General features: G+C 63.9%; 18 protein-coding genes. 10 read left to right on the forward strand and 8 right to left on the reverse strand.

The features are described 5' to 3' along the window. Window positions 1-49 precede the first annotated feature (49 nt). Genes FGL95_RS05520 through FGL95_RS05530 form a run of 3 tightly spaced genes read left to right on the forward strand, consistent with a single transcriptional unit; the run spans window position 50 to window position 2,599 of the window. The gene (locus tag FGL95_RS05520) at window positions 50-1,231 is read left to right on the forward strand and encodes a molybdopterin molybdotransferase MoeA (RefSeq protein ID WP_169585131.1); all 1,182 of its coding nucleotides are present in this window, start codon (window positions 50-52) and stop codon (window positions 1,229-1,231) included. After that, on the forward strand, window positions 1,228-2,193 hold the full coding sequence (moaCB, locus tag FGL95_RS05525) for a bifunctional molybdenum cofactor biosynthesis protein MoaC/MoaB (RefSeq protein WP_169585132.1): 966 nt from the start codon (window positions 1,228-1,230) through the stop codon (window positions 2,191-2,193). The genes FGL95_RS05520 and moaCB overlap by 4 nt, the downstream gene beginning before the upstream one ends. Then, window positions 2,186-2,599, forward strand: coding sequence for a molybdenum cofactor biosynthesis protein MoaE (locus tag FGL95_RS05530; protein WP_169585133.1), 414 nt, complete (start codon window positions 2,186-2,188; stop codon window positions 2,597-2,599). Before moaCB ends, FGL95_RS05530 begins: the two co-directional genes overlap by 8 nt. A 24-nt stretch (window positions 2,600-2,623) precedes the next feature. Here FGL95_RS05530 and FGL95_RS32860 read toward each other — a convergent pair whose 3' ends face one another. Beyond that, window positions 2,624-3,409, reverse strand: coding sequence for a DUF4873 domain-containing protein (locus FGL95_RS32860; protein ID WP_169585134.1), 786 nt, complete (start codon window positions 3,407-3,409; stop codon window positions 2,624-2,626). After that, window positions 3,406-4,302 (reverse strand): AurF N-oxygenase family protein, encoded by an 897-nt coding sequence (locus FGL95_RS05540; protein ID WP_169585135.1) that lies wholly within the window; start codon window positions 4,300-4,302, stop codon window positions 3,406-3,408. Before FGL95_RS05540 ends, FGL95_RS32860 begins: the two co-directional genes overlap by 4 nt. A 99-nt stretch (window positions 4,303-4,401) precedes the next feature. Here FGL95_RS05540 and FGL95_RS05545 point away from each other — a divergent pair, with 99 nt between their 5' ends. Beyond that, window positions 4,402-5,007 (forward strand): TetR family transcriptional regulator, encoded by a 606-nt coding sequence (locus FGL95_RS05545; RefSeq protein WP_169585136.1) that lies wholly within the window; start codon window positions 4,402-4,404, stop codon window positions 5,005-5,007. Here the strand turns inward: FGL95_RS05545 and FGL95_RS05550 are convergent. Then, complete coding sequence (locus FGL95_RS05550) at window positions 4,998-6,017, reverse strand: CobW family GTP-binding protein (protein WP_169585137.1); 1,020 nt, start codon at window positions 6,015-6,017, stop codon at window positions 4,998-5,000. The two genes, FGL95_RS05545 and FGL95_RS05550, sit on opposite strands and share 10 nt — an antisense overlap. A gap of 59 nt (window positions 6,018-6,076) precedes the next feature. On the opposite strand from FGL95_RS05550, the gene FGL95_RS05555 reads away from it, so the two are divergent. From FGL95_RS05555 to FGL95_RS05575, 5 genes are read left to right on the forward strand one after another with little or no spacing between them, the layout of a single operon-like run. Beyond that, the gene (locus FGL95_RS05555) at window positions 6,077-7,111 is read left to right on the forward strand and encodes a zinc-dependent alcohol dehydrogenase (protein ID WP_169585138.1); all 1,035 of its coding nucleotides are present in this window, start codon (window positions 6,077-6,079) and stop codon (window positions 7,109-7,111) included. Next, on the forward strand, window positions 7,108-7,692 hold the full coding sequence (locus FGL95_RS05560) for a TetR family transcriptional regulator (RefSeq protein WP_169585139.1): 585 nt from the start codon (window positions 7,108-7,110) through the stop codon (window positions 7,690-7,692). The genes FGL95_RS05555 and FGL95_RS05560 overlap by 4 nt, the downstream gene beginning before the upstream one ends. Window positions 7,693-7,749: 57 nt before the next feature. Beyond that, the gene (locus tag FGL95_RS05565; protein ID WP_169585140.1) at window positions 7,750-8,232 is read left to right on the forward strand and encodes a MarR family winged helix-turn-helix transcriptional regulator; all 483 of its coding nucleotides are present in this window, start codon (window positions 7,750-7,752) and stop codon (window positions 8,230-8,232) included. Further along, the gene (locus FGL95_RS05570; RefSeq protein ID WP_169585141.1) at window positions 8,229-9,500 is read left to right on the forward strand and encodes an FAD-dependent oxidoreductase; all 1,272 of its coding nucleotides are present in this window, start codon (window positions 8,229-8,231) and stop codon (window positions 9,498-9,500) included. The genes FGL95_RS05565 and FGL95_RS05570 overlap by 4 nt, the downstream gene beginning before the upstream one ends. 60 nt (window positions 9,501-9,560) lie before the next feature. Continuing rightward, complete coding sequence (locus FGL95_RS05575; RefSeq protein WP_169585142.1) at window positions 9,561-10,382, forward strand: alpha/beta fold hydrolase; 822 nt, start codon at window positions 9,561-9,563, stop codon at window positions 10,380-10,382. On the opposite strand, the gene FGL95_RS05580 is transcribed toward FGL95_RS05575, so the two are convergent. From FGL95_RS05580 to FGL95_RS05600, 5 genes are all read right to left on the reverse strand, one after another. After that, window positions 10,379-11,494 carry an N-acetylmuramoyl-L-alanine amidase gene (locus FGL95_RS05580; RefSeq protein ID WP_169585143.1) on the reverse strand — a complete coding sequence of 372 codons (1,116 nt, stop codon included), beginning with the start codon at window positions 11,492-11,494 and terminating at the stop codon, window positions 10,379-10,381. The two genes, FGL95_RS05575 and FGL95_RS05580, sit on opposite strands and share 4 nt — an antisense overlap. A gap of 195 nt (window positions 11,495-11,689) precedes the next feature. Next, window positions 11,690-12,139: a Rieske (2Fe-2S) protein gene (locus FGL95_RS05585; RefSeq protein WP_206071444.1), complete on the reverse strand. Its 450-nt coding sequence runs from the start codon at window positions 12,137-12,139 to the stop codon at window positions 11,690-11,692. A gap of 43 nt (window positions 12,140-12,182) precedes the next feature. After that, entirely contained in the window at window positions 12,183-12,767 is a 585-nt protein-coding gene (locus FGL95_RS05590; protein ID WP_420838015.1) for a DUF6529 family protein, read from the reverse strand. Next, complete coding sequence (locus tag FGL95_RS05595) at window positions 12,757-13,407, reverse strand: hypothetical protein (RefSeq protein WP_169585144.1); 651 nt, start codon at window positions 13,405-13,407, stop codon at window positions 12,757-12,759. Before FGL95_RS05595 ends, FGL95_RS05590 begins: the two co-directional genes overlap by 11 nt. A 137-nt stretch (window positions 13,408-13,544) precedes the next feature. Then, window positions 13,545-14,132: an RNA polymerase sigma factor gene (locus tag FGL95_RS05600; RefSeq protein WP_169585145.1), complete on the reverse strand. Its 588-nt coding sequence runs from the start codon at window positions 14,130-14,132 to the stop codon at window positions 13,545-13,547. A gap of 367 nt (window positions 14,133-14,499) precedes the next feature. On the opposite strand from FGL95_RS05600, the gene FGL95_RS05605 reads away from it, so the two are divergent. Next, the gene (locus tag FGL95_RS05605) at window positions 14,500-15,096 is read left to right on the forward strand and encodes a hypothetical protein (protein WP_169585146.1); all 597 of its coding nucleotides are present in this window, start codon (window positions 14,500-14,502) and stop codon (window positions 15,094-15,096) included. The last annotated feature ends 8 nt before the right edge of the window (window positions 15,097-15,104 follow it).

Raw genomic sequence — 15,104 nt, forward strand, 5'->3', positions numbered from 1 at the left:
TACTCGGACCGCACTCTCGGACCATTCGCAAGGGCGATAACCTGGCACGATGACACGTCGAACGGTCGCGGAGCACATCAGCCGTGTCACCGATTTGCTGCACGGTTTGGACTCCTTGCCAGCATGCGATGCGACGCTCGCCGAAGCGCTCGGCCGAGTACTTGCCGCCGACGTCCACTCCCCCGTCGACTTGCCACCGTTCCGAAATTCGCAGATGGATGGCTATGCGGTCGACGCAGCGTCGCTCGCAGCCGGGACGACGACGCTGCCGGTGCGGGCGACGATTGCCGCGGGCGAATCCGCTCCCAGCCACATAGCCGGCACTGCGATCAAGATCATGACGGGCGCGCCGATCCCCGAGGGCGCCGACTGCGTCGTTCCGGTCGAGGACACCACCACCGCGGACGGCCAGGTGACGGTCCTGCGGTCGCGCGCGGCCGGCGATTTCGTTCGCGAAGCAGGCAGCGACGTCCACACCGGCGATCTGCTGTTGCCCGCAGGTGTCGTCCTGGGGCCGCGGCATATCGCTGCGCTCGCGGCCGTGGGGTTGACGAGTACACGGGTCCGGCGGCGGCCTCGGGTCGCGGTCATCACGACGGGCACCGAGCTCGTCGAGGGCGGCTTACCGCTGGGACCGGGCCAGATCTACGACTCGAACGGGATCACTCTCGCCTCCTGCGCTCGGGCCAACGGCGCCGAGGTGGACTCGATTGCCCGGTCCAGCGACGACCCGGATACGTTCCGCAAGTTACTGACCGTCGCAACCGATTACGCCGACGTCGTCCTCACGTCGGGCGGAGTGTCGATGGGCGACTTCGAAGTCGTACGAGCTGTTCTCGAACCGTTGGGTGGCGAATTCGGCCACGTCGCAATGCAACCCGGCGGTCCGCAGGGGACGACGGTCGTCGACGGCGTACCGGTGCTGAGCTTTCCTGGAAACCCTGTCAGTACGTTGGTGTCGTTCGAGGTGTTCGCGCGACCGTTGCTCCGCAAGGCAGCCGGACTTCCCCCGATCGTCGCCGAAGAACTTCCGGTCGTGGACGCTGTCACGTCACCACCGGGCAAGCGTCAGTTTCTGCGTGGACGTCGCGAAGGTGGGCAGGTCAAGCTGGTGTCCGGCCCTGGGTCGCACCTCGTCGCCGGAATGGCCTGGGCGGACGTGCTTCTCGACATCCCGGCCGAGGTCACGACGCTCGTGGCCGGTTCGACAGTGACGGTGTGGGCGCTATGAGCGAACTTTCGCACGTCGACGCCGAAGGCCGGGCGCGAATGGTCGACGTCAGCGCCAAGGTCGATACCGCCCGGACCGCTGTGGCTGCAGGCGAATTGGTCACCACGCCGGAGGTCGTCGCGCTCGTCCGTGCAGACGACATGCCGAAAGCCGACGTCCTCTCGACCGCTCGCATCGCCGGAATCGCAGGTGCCAAAAAGACTTCCGAGCTCATCCCGTTGTGCCATCAGCTTGCGTTGTCCTCGGTCGAGGTGACGTTCGGCTTCACCGAGAACTCCATCACCATCGAGGCGACCGCAAAGACCAAGGGACCCACCGGCGTCGAGATGGAGGCCCTCACCGCCGTCGCTGTCGCAGGGTTGACGTTGCACGACATGGTCAAAGCCGTCGATCCGGCTGCGACGATCAACGGTGTGCGACTGCTGACGAAAGACGGTGGGAAGCGGGGTCATTGGGAGCGTGATTCTGTGGCCGCACAGGCTTTCGACCCACGATCCGCCGTCGTATTGGTCGCCTCGACCGGCGGCGCAGCGGGTACCCGCGAAGACACCACCGGACCGCATATCGCGGAGTGGCTTACTGGACAGGGCTTCTCGGTCCGTGGGCCGCTCGTCTACGCCGACGCCGACATCAGCGCAGGTCTTGCTGATGCGTTGACCGGCGGTCCGGCGTTGGTGATCAGCACCGGCGGCACCGGCGCATCCCCGACGGACGCAACGCCGGAAGCGACACTCGCCGTATGTAATCGCGAACTGCCAGGTATCGCCGAAGCGATTCGGCAACGCGGCGCTGCCAAGTTCCCGCACGCGTCGCTGAGTCGCGGCGTCGCTGGTCTGTCCGGTCGAAGTGTGATCGTCAATCTGCCCGGCTCACCTGGCGGGGTCCGGGACGGACTGGCCGTGTTGGAACCGATTCTCGAACATCTATTGGCGCAGGTCCGCGGTGGAGGACAACATGACTGAACTATTGGCACGCATCTCTACCGAACCGCTCGACGCCGCCGTCGTAGACCGCGCGGTCGCCGGTCCGGAGTTCGGCGCAGTCGTGGTGTTCACCGGCGTTGTACGCAATCACGATGGCGGTCAGTCGGTCTCGCTGCTCGAGTACCAGGCACATCCAGACGCCGAACGGTTCCTGACCAAATGCTGCACCGAAGTATCGGCCGCGACCGGCCTCCCTGTCGCCGCGATCCACCGCGTCGGCGAACTGGCAATCGGCGACCTGGCCCTCGTCGCCGCGGTCGCCGCACCCCACCGCGCTGAGGCGTTCAAGGCCTGCGCCGAGCTCGTCGAACGCATCAAACACGAAGTCCCGATCTGGAAGCGCCAGCACTTCGCAGACGGCGTGACTGAGTGGGTGGGTTTGTAAGACCTGTGCGTGAGTTTGACCCCTCTAGGGGCCAAACTCACGCACAGTTGCGTAGGGCGGCGCGCCGATTCCCGTGATTCGGAAGTTGCCCCACGGATCTTCCTCGGCGAGCGAGGTCGGCGTCTGCGGACCGCCTTCGATGGTGAGATACAGCGGAGAACCGTTGGGCTTCTTGAAGTCCCGCACATCGCCGACGACGCGGCCGTACCAGTGGTAATTGCCGTCGAGGGGTTCGAAATGCCCGCTCAGATGGACCTGCACCGGTGCGATCTGAGCGCCGGCCGACAACAACGCCCGACCGCTGTACTCGGCATCGGGTTCCCGTTCGGCAATGTTGCTCAGCTCGAAACTGCTCGGGTGTGGACCGCGCGTCTTGCGCCGGAACTTGCCCTGACGGATCAGCCGATTGAATTCGCGCTGCGCACCGGCCCGAACCTCGATGCGGGTGGCGCCCTGCGCGTGCATCATCCGCAGACACTCGACGATGTAGTGCGCCTTGACCTCGATCGGGTTACTTAGCACGAAGAGGTTCGGAAATCCCGCCACGGCCACACCGAGGTAAGGCTCCATCCCGCCGCGCCCGACAACGCGATCTGACACCTCGGAGCCGACGACCACCACCCGTGCGTTGTGCGCGTCGCCCCCTGCGGCCCGGACCCTCCACCGATCCTTCGATTCGTCGAATTCGAAAGAATCGGCATCGTCGAGAACGGCAAAGTTGTGCTGCCCAGCATCTTTCAGCTTCGTCACCATGGACAGCACAGCGAATCCGGCGCCGACGACAAGCACGTCAGGGTCGGCCGCGGTCACAGAAATCCTCCGCGCCGCCACATCACGCGCGAGGGCAGCCTCAGCATGCCGTTCTCATCGAGAAATGCTGCGAGACTAGCGAATCCGCTCCTCTGGACCTCACGAAAGTGTGGATTTGCCCATGCTTGCCGCCGGGCCTCGCGACTGTCCAGGCCCGCTCGGCGGTACATCACCGGATTGGTGAACAGGCGCCGAAACAGCAGCCCGCCCACGCCGTTGACGGACCCGACCCAGAGCCGTTCGATCGGGTGGCTCTCGGCTACCCGGCGGCGCACACCCTCGCGGGCGAATCTGATATGCCGCGCCTCCTCGGTGACGTGAATTTGCATGAGCCGCTTGATCATCGGCTGCAACTGCGGGTCGTCGAGGGTTCGCCGTTGGGTTGCGTCGAAGATCTCCTCGCCGATCAGCGCCGCGACCCACAGCATGGTGCCGCGGAACAACTTGGGCAGAACGTTCACACCTACTGCCTGGTAGCCGCGCAGTTTGTACGGCATTGCCCCCATCTGTTCGATCGCGCGGCCGAACATCGTCATGTGCCTGCACTCGTCACCCATCTCGGTCAGTATGTAGCGGGTGTGCAGCGAGCTCGGGTCCGTGTGCAGGAGCGTCCGAAGCAACGACTGATTGAGGATGTTCTCGAACCAGATACCGACGCTCAAGATATTCGCAGCCTCTTGGCGCGACAGTTCGATTCGCTGCGGTTCCGTCATCGACTCCCACATCGGCGTCCCATACAGCGAAAGCACTTGTGGCGGCAGGAAGTACTTTCCTTCGTCGAGCGGCGCAGCCCAGTCGATATCAACGACCGGCGCGTACGAGCGCTTGATCGACCCTTTGAGTAAGCGGTCCGCGACGGTCTCGCGATCGAGCGACTTGGCGGATTGCGTCATGAGAACCCCTTCCTCGGCCCCGTTGCCGTTTCATCTCAAAACGTAAACGGCAGCCGACGGTCCGTCAAGGAACCCACCCCCTGTGACAGCATTTGTCTTGTGACCTCGGCCAACGAAGTGGAATCGGAGTCGATCCGCGACCGAATCCTCGACGCGGCGGAGTCGTGCGTCCTCGAACTCGGTTACGACGCGCGACTGCATGCGCGCATCGCCGAGCGGTCCGGGTTTTCGCGGCCGACCGTCTACAAGTACGTCGGCGACCAAGCTGCGATTGTGGAAGCGCTGTTCCAACGCGAAGTGAACAAGTTCTTCGTCGTGCTCGATGCCGTCCTGCGCGACGAACACAGCAACCTCGAGATTCGATTCGTCGACGCGATCGTCTTCACGGTGCAGTACGCACGCAATCACGAGGTGCTGCAGAAAGGATTGCGGGATCATCCAGAGCTGGTGCTCCCCTGGTTCACCGTGCGGTCGGGGCCGATCGTCGCGCTGACGTCAGGGCTGATGACGCCGCATTTCGAGCGCCTGTTCACACCCGACGAGCTGTCCACGGTAGATCCGAAAGCCATCTCGGAGTGGGCGTTTCGGATCATCTCGTCGCTGATCGTCACCCAGGGCGTCATCGAAACTCCGGACGAGGACTCACTGCGTGACTTCGTCCGTTCACTACTGCGGATCGCCTTCATGGCGCCGCCTCACACGTAGACGCCGATACCGAGCATCGTTTGCGGGTGCAGTGGTTCGGCGTCGTCGTGGACGGTCGCGGCGAGGCGCTCCAGTGCTGCGTCGACGTCCAGCCCCGTTCCGATCAGGACCAACTGGCTGCCGCGCTGCTCGCCTTTCGCCCAGCGCATCGGCGTGAATCGGATGTATCGACCGACCTTGTGCAAGAGGAACTTTCGATTCTCGCCGCGGGCCGCGAAGGCAACGAAGCCCTTGGCTCGGAACAGGCCGGGCGGTGGGTCTTCGAGCAATTCGAGTAGGGCGCGTGGGTCGAGCGGCGCGGTCGATGCGAACGAGACGCTTTCGTACTCGTCGTGCAAATGCCGATGATTCTCGGCGGAATGGTCGTGATCGTCGCGCAGGATATCGTCGAGTGTCAGCTGCGCGCCGATCTCCTTCTGACGCTTCGGACGATCGAACAGCAACGTCGGGTCTATGCGCGCGTTGGTAGTCGCGACCACCGGAATCTGGCCGACCAACCGCCGGACCTCGTTGACCAACGACGCGACGCTAGCGGGTGCCCGATCCGCCTTGTTCACGATAACCAGGTCGGCGAGGCGCAGTTGCTGGGCAACTTCAGGATGACGGGTCCGTGTCGCGTCGAATTCGACCGCATCGACCACCTCGACCAGCCCGCCGTAGGTGATGTGTTTGTTCGCGCTGCCGACGACCATCCGAATGAGATTCTTCGGCTCCGCCAGACCACTCGCCTCGACAATGATGACGTCGATCTCGGAGTTCGGGTGTGCCAATTTGTCGAACAGTTCATCGAGTTCGCTCACGTCCACAGCGCAACAGACACACCCGCCGCCCAGCGACACCATCGAATCGACCTGGCCCGCGACCAGCATCGAGTCGATGTTGATGGCGCCGAAATCGTTTACCACCACGCCGATTCGGGCGCTGCCGCTGTTGCGCAGAAGGTGGTTGAGCAGCGTCGTCTTACCGGAGCCGAGGAAACCGGCGACGATGATGACGGGAATCGGCGTCATTCCGACGAGTATTCCATAGCGGTCTAGGCAGAAACGATACAGAACGGTACAGTATCGTCATGCGAGCACTGACCTACCTCGGACGGAACAGCCTCGAGTGGCGCGAGGTCCCGGACCCGACAATCGACGCGGCGGTCGAAGCAATCGTCCGGCCGCTCGCCGTTGCAACGTGCGATCTCGACGACACGATCGTGCGCGGTCGTTCCCCGTTCCAGGCACCGTTCGTGCTCGGTCACGAGGGTGTGGGCGAGGTGGTCGAGGTCGGCGACGGCGTCACCAGCGTTCGCCCGGGCGATCGCGTCGTCGTTCCATTCCAAATCAGTTGCGGCACTTGCCCTGCGTGCGTACAAGGCCGCAGCGGTAGCTGCTCCACCGCACCCTTCGCGTCGACCTACGGGTTCGGTTTCGGGGAGGCCGGAACTCGGTGGGGCGGGTTCCTCGCGGACCGCATCAAGGTGCCGTATGCAGACGCGATGCTGGTGCCCGTTCCGAACGGCGTCTCACCCGAGGCGGCGGCGGGCACGTCCGACAACCTCACCGACGCGTACCGCGCGGTCGGGCCTGCGCTGGCCGAGCGCCCTGGCGCGCCGGTGCTCATCGTCGGCGGCGCGTCGTCCGGCTCGATCGGTGTCTATGCGGCAGCGCAGGCGATCGCGCTGGGCAGCGAACGCGTCCTGTACATCGACGCCGATGCGCGCCGACGCGCCCTCGCCGAGGCATACGGGGCGACGACGCTCGACCACATTCCCGACCGCGCGGACCGCCGCTACCCGATCACCGTCGACGCGTCGAGCAACCCACGAGGCTTAGCGTTGGCGCTCGAAAGCCTTGACCGCGATGGGATCTGCACGTCGACCGCGTTGTACTTCGACCCCAACGCCGTGCCGAAATTCCCGTTGCTGACGATGTACACCCAGATTTCGACGTTCCAGACCGGCCGCATTCACGCCCGTCGCGACGCCCCACGGGTGCTCGAACTGCTTGCCGACGGCAGCTTCGATCCGTCGCCGGTAACCACCCAGACCGTCTCCTTCGACGACGCAGCCGAAGCGCTCACTGCGCACGACTACGTCAAGCTGATCTTCACGCCGTGAAACCGCGCGAGCGCGTACTAGCTACGGCGTCGAAGCTGTTCTACCGCGAAGGAATTCGCGCGGTTGGCGTCGACCGTGTCGCCGCCGAGGCGAACGTCAGCAAAATGACGCTCTATCGCCACTTCGCCACCAAGGACGACCTCGTTGTCGCAGTACTCGAGGCACGCGACGAGCCCGCACAGGCCCTCCTGACGATGGCCACCTCGTCCGGTGACACACCGCGCGACCGACTCCTTGCCGGCTTTCGAATGCTGGAACCGTGGTTCACGAGCCGAAGCTTTCGCGGCTGCCCGTTTATGAACGCGAGCCTGGAACTGGCCGATCCGGGCCATCCTGCACGAGCGGTCGCGCGGCGGCACAAGACCGCTACGCGCGACCAATTCAGCAGGCTCGCAACCGAAGCTGGGATTGCCGATCCCGACGATTTCGCCGACCAGCTTGCCTTGCTGTTCGACGGCGCGATCGCTCAGGCGCAGATGCGCGACCCGATACTGGTGGCCCGCGCAGCTCTTGCCGCCGCCACGACGTTGGTGGATGCGGCCTCTGCTCCCGTGCGCGCGTCTCACCCGCACAGGGGTTAAATTCACTCACAACCACAAGTAGTTGCTTCCAAGTAGCAAGTAATTTATATTTGCTACATGGAAGCAACTAATCAGGAGTTGAAGGACCTCAACGCGGCACTCTGGCGTGTGACGGAACAGTTCCACCGCGGCTTCAGTCGAGTGATCGATCCGGCCCGCTATGGAATTCTCAATGCCGTTGCCGCACATGGCGAGATCCGGCCGACCGAGATAGCCGAAGAGCTGGACCTGGTTCCTTCGTCGGTCTCGCGACACCTGCAGGCGCTCGTCGAAGCCGAATTCGTCACCGTCTCCGGCAATCCCGGCGACCGCCGCTCTTCGCTGGTGGCCATCACCGACCAGGGCCGCGCCGCGCTGGACCAGTTCGACCAAGGCGGCGTCGAGGCGTCGAAAGCCGTTCTCTCCGATTGGTCGCGATCCGACATCGTCACCCTCACAACAGCTCTCACTCGCCTCACCGAGGCGTGGAGCCAGCAGGGCGATTCCGCCCGGCGACCGGGGCGTCTCGGCCGTGATAACTCGAAAGGATTCTGGAAATGAAGGTCATCGTCATCGGCGCCGGGCTCGGCGGCCTTGCACTGGCGCAGGGATTGCAGAACGCGGGCATCGAGGTCGACGTGTACGAACGCGATCGCAGCAGCACAGGTCGGTTGCAGGGCTACAGAATTCACATCGCACCATTCGGCTGTCGGGCTCTGAACAATTGCCTCTCCCCCGATCTGTACGCCTTGTTCGTCGAGACGACTGGGGCGCCGAACCGCTGCCTGTCGTTCTTCTCCGAGGAACTGGACCCGCTGCTCACACTCGATACCGAGGAGGTCGGTGTCGACGTCACCGATCCAGTCGAAAGCTATAAGTCCGTCAGCCGCATCACCTTTCGCAGCGTCCTACTCAAAGGCCTCGAGGAACACACACACTTCGACAAGGCCTTCGAGCGCTACGAAACGACTGCCGACGGAGTGACCGCCTACTTCACCGATGGCACGACGGCCACCGCGGACCTACTCGTCGGCGCCGACGGCACTAGCTCGCGCGTCCAGCGCCAGTACCTCCCGGACGCTGGCCGCGTCGACCTCGGCGCGATCGCGATCGCGGGCAAGATTCCGCTCGACAGCGCCACGGAGAATCTGCTGCCATGGCAGTTCGGCGCTGGCGGCACCATGATCTTCGCACCCGGCGGACTGTCCGGATTCGCGGCCGCGCACCGCTTCGGCACCACGATCGACACCGAAAACAGCAGCGCCGGAATCTTGTTCGACAACACTCGCGACTACATCATGTGGAACGTCATCGCGACCTGGGAGCGGTTCGGCGGCCAAGAGTCGCTGGAGAGTGCGACGCCGGCGGCCCTGAAGGACATCGTCGCCGACCGTATCCAGGGCTGGCACCCGAACCTGCGCGAACTCGTCGCTCGGACCTCGCCCGACACCGTCGCCTTGCTTCCCCTTCGGTCGTCGGTGAAGCCGCAACCGTGGCAGCCGTCGAACGTCACAGTGCTCGGCGATGCGATCCATGCGATGCCGCCGACCGCCGGAGCCGGCGCAAACACCGCACTCGTCGACGCGGATACGTTGCGCGAACAGCTTATTCGCGTCGACAACGGCGAGATCGACCTGCTGTCGGGTGTCGGGAACTACGAAGCCCACATGCGCGACTTCGCCTTCAAGTACGTTGGCCAGGCCGATCGCAACCTCCGCAACGCTGTCAAAGACAACCGGGTAGCACTGGCTGGAATGCGGTCCGGGATGAAGTTGATCGGCCGCATCGGTCCGGTCCGCCGGAAGATGGAACGCGCCCTCGTCAAATAACTGTGCGTGATTTTTACCCCTGTGGGGGTGAGACGCGCGCACGGGGTTAACGTGCCACGCATGCAGATCGACGGCCACAACATCCACGTCAAGCAACACGGCCCCGACGACGGCGTACCGGTCACCCTGCTGCACGGGTTTCCGACATCGTCGGAGGACTGGGCGCTCGTCATGCCGTACCTCACCGACGCTGGTTGCCGCGTCACCACGCTCGACTTCCTGGGGTTCGGCAACAGCGACAAGCCGGTCGGCCACTCCTACTCGCTCATCGAACAAGCGACGATAGTCGAATCGGTCTGGGCCGAGCTGGGCATCACCACGACTGCCTTGGTCGCCCACGATTACGGCGTCAGCGTCGGCCAGGAACTGCTTGCCCGCGACTCCAGCCGCATAACCAGGATGACCTGGATGAACGGCGGTCTGTACCCGGACTTGCACCGACCGATCGCAATTCAGCGGCTCCTGCACAGCCCCGTCGGTGCAGTGCTCGCATTGGCTGCCACGGAGCGCACTTTCACAGCGTCGTTGCGCAAAATTCTCGGGCGTCCGGTGTCGGACGAAATTCTGCACGAAATGTGGATTTCGATGTCGCAAAACAACGGGCGTCGCGTGCAGCACGCGCTATTGCGCTATATCGACGAGCGCCGTGAAAACAAGGACCGCTGGCAGGCCGCGCTGGAGAAGTATGCAGGCCCCACGCTTTTCGTGTGGGGTCCGGCAGATCCGATCAGCGGCGGCCACGTGTTGGAAAGGCTGCGGGTCCGCATCCCGACCGCGACGTTCACGGTCCTCGACGATGCGCCCGCAGCCGGGCACTACCCACAGGTCGAGAGCCCCGCCGAAGTCGGCAGGGCTCTCGCTGAATTCCTCGGTAGCGCTTAGTTGCCGGCCTTCGACAACGCCCCGATCCCTAGATCGAGTAACTGACTCGCCAGGTCGCCCGCCAAGCCGACGGTGGTCGGGTTGACGAGGGCGTCCGCACCCGGGATGCCGAGCGCGCCCAGTAGCGGCTGGAGCATATCGACGACCGAGTCGGTCGATGCCGAATCGGGTGTCGACGCCTTCGGCTTCGCAGTGCCAGGCTTTGTCGTCTTCGGCTTGGTGGTCTTGGGCTTGGTCGTCTTCGGCTTCGTGCTTGGCGCGGTGGTGTCCGTCTCGGTCGCGTCCGGTTCCGTCGCCGTCGTATCCGGCGGCGTGCCACGCACCACGGTGGTTCCCGGGTTCGGACCGAGCAGGTAGGTCACGATGCCCGTCGTGATCGCGATCGCATGCTTGAGCTGGCCTTCGCCACCTTCCAGCAGCGCCGCGTCATCCTTGTTCGCGCCGTTGCCCATTTCGACGAAAGCGAGCGGCACGGTCGTCAACGCGGGACCTGCCACGTCGGACCGCGTCTGCAGACCGTCGACGGCACCTGCGTAGTTGGCGGGCGAAAATCCAGATTTGACGTAGGCGTCACGGATCGCCTTCGACGCCGCAAGTCCGTCCTTCGACTGCGCCGCGTTCGCCGCTGCGAGTGGAATCGGCAGCTGCGGGATGATCAGGTGGAAGCCGTGGTCGGCAGCCGGTGCGCCGTCAGCGTGAATGCTGACCGCCAGATTCGCACCCGAGGCGTTGGCCGCCTTCGCGCGCTCGTCGACGCAGCCGCCCCAACCGGAATCGTCGGCCCGGCTGAGCACGACCTTCGCACCCAGGCTCTCCAGCGACGTCTTGACCAGCTCGGATACCTTCCAGTTGATCGTGTGCTCGGGCACTCCGTTCATGCTCGTCATGCCAGTGGTCTGGCATTCCTTGGTGCCGCCACGGCCGTCGTCGACTGGGCGCGAGAGATTCTCAGAATGGTTCGTACCTTGATGACCAGGGTCCAGAAAGATGGTTTTGCCGACGAGCTTGTCACTCATGTCCGGCGCTGCCGGATCGGCGTGTGACGTCGCAGGCATCGCGACGAACGACGCCAACGCCACGCACAGTCCAGCCGTGATAAGGCTCTTCTTCATTACGGATCGGCGCGCAAGAGCAGCCGCGCCGCCTCCCTTCCCGTTAGTAACATCAGTCCCGATAGTTCACTGTCGCAACAGGAGCACCGTTCTGACAACCCTGCGGGAAGGGTGTTACGCAACCGTTGCCGGTTGCGCTCCGCCAAAACCGTGCGCGTGTTTCACCCCTGGAGGGGTGAAACACGCGCACGGAGGTTAGGCGGGAACGATCGAGTCGCCCTGGACCGCGATCGCTTTGCCCGGTAGCGGGCTCGTCGCGGGGCCGGTCGCGACCGTTCCATCCAGCTTGAACTTGCTTCCGTGGCACGGGCAATCGATCGTGCCGTCGGCAATCTTCGCAACCTTGCATCCGGCGTGGGTGCAGACATTGGACAAGCCGATGAACTCGCCGGCGGTCGGTTGCGTGACGACGATGTCGTCGAAGATCTTGCCCCCGCCGACCGGGATATCTGCCGTCTTGGCGATGGCGTTGGCCGGCGGCGAGGCGTTCGGCGACGCGGAGACCACCGGCGCCTTGGTCGCCGGCGTCGAGTCTTCGGACTTCTTTCCGTAGGTGGAACACGAGGCGAGGGTGGCTGCGGCAGCAACCGCACCCGCCGTGACCACCACCTGACGCCGGGTGACCTGGATGTCGTCTTGTTGCATAACACTGTCTCCGATGCTCGGGGCTGGCGAAGTTCGGTTTCGTTTAGAACTTAATTTCGTTGTTGCTGAAGAACCAGAGAGACGACGTCAACCAGATGCCGATCAACGCCGCGAACACCAATCCACCGACGACCGGGAGAGCCCAACCGGGCACGCCTTTGCGAGACAACAGCAGCATCTTCGCCGTGAATGCACCGTAGAAGAAGCACCCGAACAGCGAATGCGCCAGCACACGGGTGTCGAAATCTTGAAAACCGAGCGCATACAAACAATGCACAGCGACCGGAATGCTTGCCAGCACCGCGAGGCGGCCCGACCACACATGGACCGGACCGATCCAGGTGGGCGCCGTGACGCCGGGGAACTTCCCGTACATCACAAGCGCTGACAGAACTTGGCCGATTGCAAGCGCTGCAGCGAGCGTCCCGAGCCACGACTTGACGTAGCCGGGCCCGGAGAAACCCGCGATATTGATCGAAAACAGCTGGGGATCGTGCACTTTCCCGAACACACCCAGCCCGACCGCGACGAGCGCACCGACCAGGAGCGGGATCAGGACCACACCCATCGACGCCGGCTGGACCGGCTCCTGCCCCCGAACCACGGTCACATCGTCCTCAGAAGGCATCGTGATCAGCTCCGCTCACCTGCGTGACGGTCACGGTCTTGCCGTCGATGACTGCCTTTCCGTCCTTCAATCCCGGTGCTGCGGAGGTCGCACCGTTCGGCGCGCGCTGCACTCCGGTGACCGTGCCGTCGGAGCTGACGATCCAGCTGGTCCGGGTGCCGCCGTCCTGGTAGACGTAGAGCCCGGCAGGCGGTTGTACCTGGACAGCGTCGTACTTCCAGCTCTTCTCCCCGATGACCAACGTGCCGGTCACCTTCGAGCCGTCGTGGCGGCCGTCGAGCTTGGAATCCTTACCGGTGAGGTCGAGAACACCGCTGACTGCACTACCTTTCAGCCACGTTTCGATCTTCGCCCCGTCGCAGGCATACGCGACGGCTTTGTCACCTTCGACCGTGATGGACAGTGTGATGACTCCGGTGGCGGTCGAAATCTCGGCTTCGTAGTTCGCGTTCGCGGGGAACGGGATGGCGGCGGGCGCAGCAGGCGGCAGCGTGTCCGTTGCCGACGGAGCAACCGAACTCGACTGCGCGGCGGCGGCAGGCTTCGATGGCTCGTCCTCTTTCGATATGTTGATCAACAGCAGGACGATGCCCAGCACGGCCGCGGCCGCGAGCGTCAGCAACGGACCTCGACGTTTCATCGAATCTCCTTGATTGGCAGAGGGAACCGCCGGCGGGCCGGCCTTGCGGTTTCATGTTCAATCTTCTCGTCCATACAGGCGCGCCGCATCCGCAACAGGTGCCTAATTTGGACAAATCGGAGAATTACCTAAGGCGCCTAGGCTGCGGTAGCGAGGTGGCCGCGCAGTGCCCGCAGGCCGTAGTGAACGCGGCTCTTGAGGGTGCCGACCGGGACGCCGAGTTCTGCCGCAACGTCCTGGTAGGGACGTTCGTGCACGACGATCTGTGCGACCGCCTGGCGCTGCGATTCGGGCAGCTGCCCGAGGAGCTCCTCGACGTACCAGGAATTGGCAAGCGCCTCAGTGAAATCCATCATCGTAGTGCGGGAACCGATCGCGTCGTCCAGCTCGTCCCAGTGGGTATCGCCCGGACGCACGGCGCGGCTGCGTGCGATGTCGATGACGAGGTTGCGCGCAATCGCGAGCAGCCACGAGCGCACCGATCCGAGCCGATCGTCGAATTTTGCGCAGCCTTTCCACGCCCGAAGGAACGTCTCCTGCACCGCCTGTTCAGCGAGGCCAGCGTCACCGAGGCTGTTCGTGGCGCGCCACAGAAGCAAACCGCGATCGGCGCGCATGGTTGCGGCCATTCCTTCGTCGGTGCAGAGGCGGGCACAGTTCGGGGAGCAGCGCTCGTGGTCCGAGACGACCCGGAGGCGAGCGGTGGATTCTGTCGCGGTTGTCATGCAAATAACTGTCCGTTACCGACCACACCCCCCACATCGGCGAAACCTGCCTATTCGGACTGGCCGAAGACCTCCCACTTACGGATATCGTTTCCTCACCCTAGGGTGCCTTGCTCGTCCGTTTTGTCCGTTCCATCTCTATGCCGGTTCGCTGATTGTTGATACGTCCGGCCGATCGGCGAAGTTCAAATTCGGGCAGTTCAGACAACAAATACCGACAATTCGGGAGCGGCTACACAAACTGTGCAACTCACCCCGAATTGCCGCGCAGCACAATCGAACGAGCAATAGCATTGCTGGCGCCAGGCAAAACTGCCACATTCACAAGCCGTAGCAACACCACAATTCGGGCGGAGAACACTCACATATGAAAATCACGAAAATCGGCTTTGCGGCGGTGACCGCGGCGACCATCGGCGCGCTCGTCGTCTCGGGGTGCAGCAAGGACAAGGACGATTCGTCGTCGAAGTCGACCACGAGCGCAAAAGCGGCAACGACCTCCGCTTCAGCAACAAAGGACTACTCGACGCTTCTGATCAAGGCGAGCGACATCGAGTCGCCCGGCGACACGTTCACCATGCAGACACCCACCACGAACCCCGGCGGCCACCCGGGCGTCGCGGCGCTCTTCTCGAACCAGGGCGACACCCGAGAAATCGGTGACTCGATTCTGATCCTGCCCGACGAGGCGTCCGCAACGAAGGCGCTGGAAGCAGCCAGCGATGCGTTGTCGACCAGCGTCACCGGCGGAACACCGGAATCTGCCACTGTCGGCGACGGCGGCACCGTGGTTCAGGGCACTTCGCCCGATGGCTCGAAAGCCGTCACCGTTCTCATCTTCACGCAGGGCAAGGCGTTCGTGACATTGGAATTCGACAGCGCCCCGGGCGATGTCGTTCCGCTCGAAGGTGTGACCGACGTCGGCACACGGCAAGCCGAAGCCATCAAGAAGGGTCTCAGCTAACCAACGAG

Source organism: Antrihabitans stalactiti (assembly GCF_012932915.1).
Taxonomy (GTDB): domain Bacteria; phylum Actinomycetota; class Actinomycetes; order Mycobacteriales; family Mycobacteriaceae; genus Antrihabitans; species Antrihabitans stalactiti.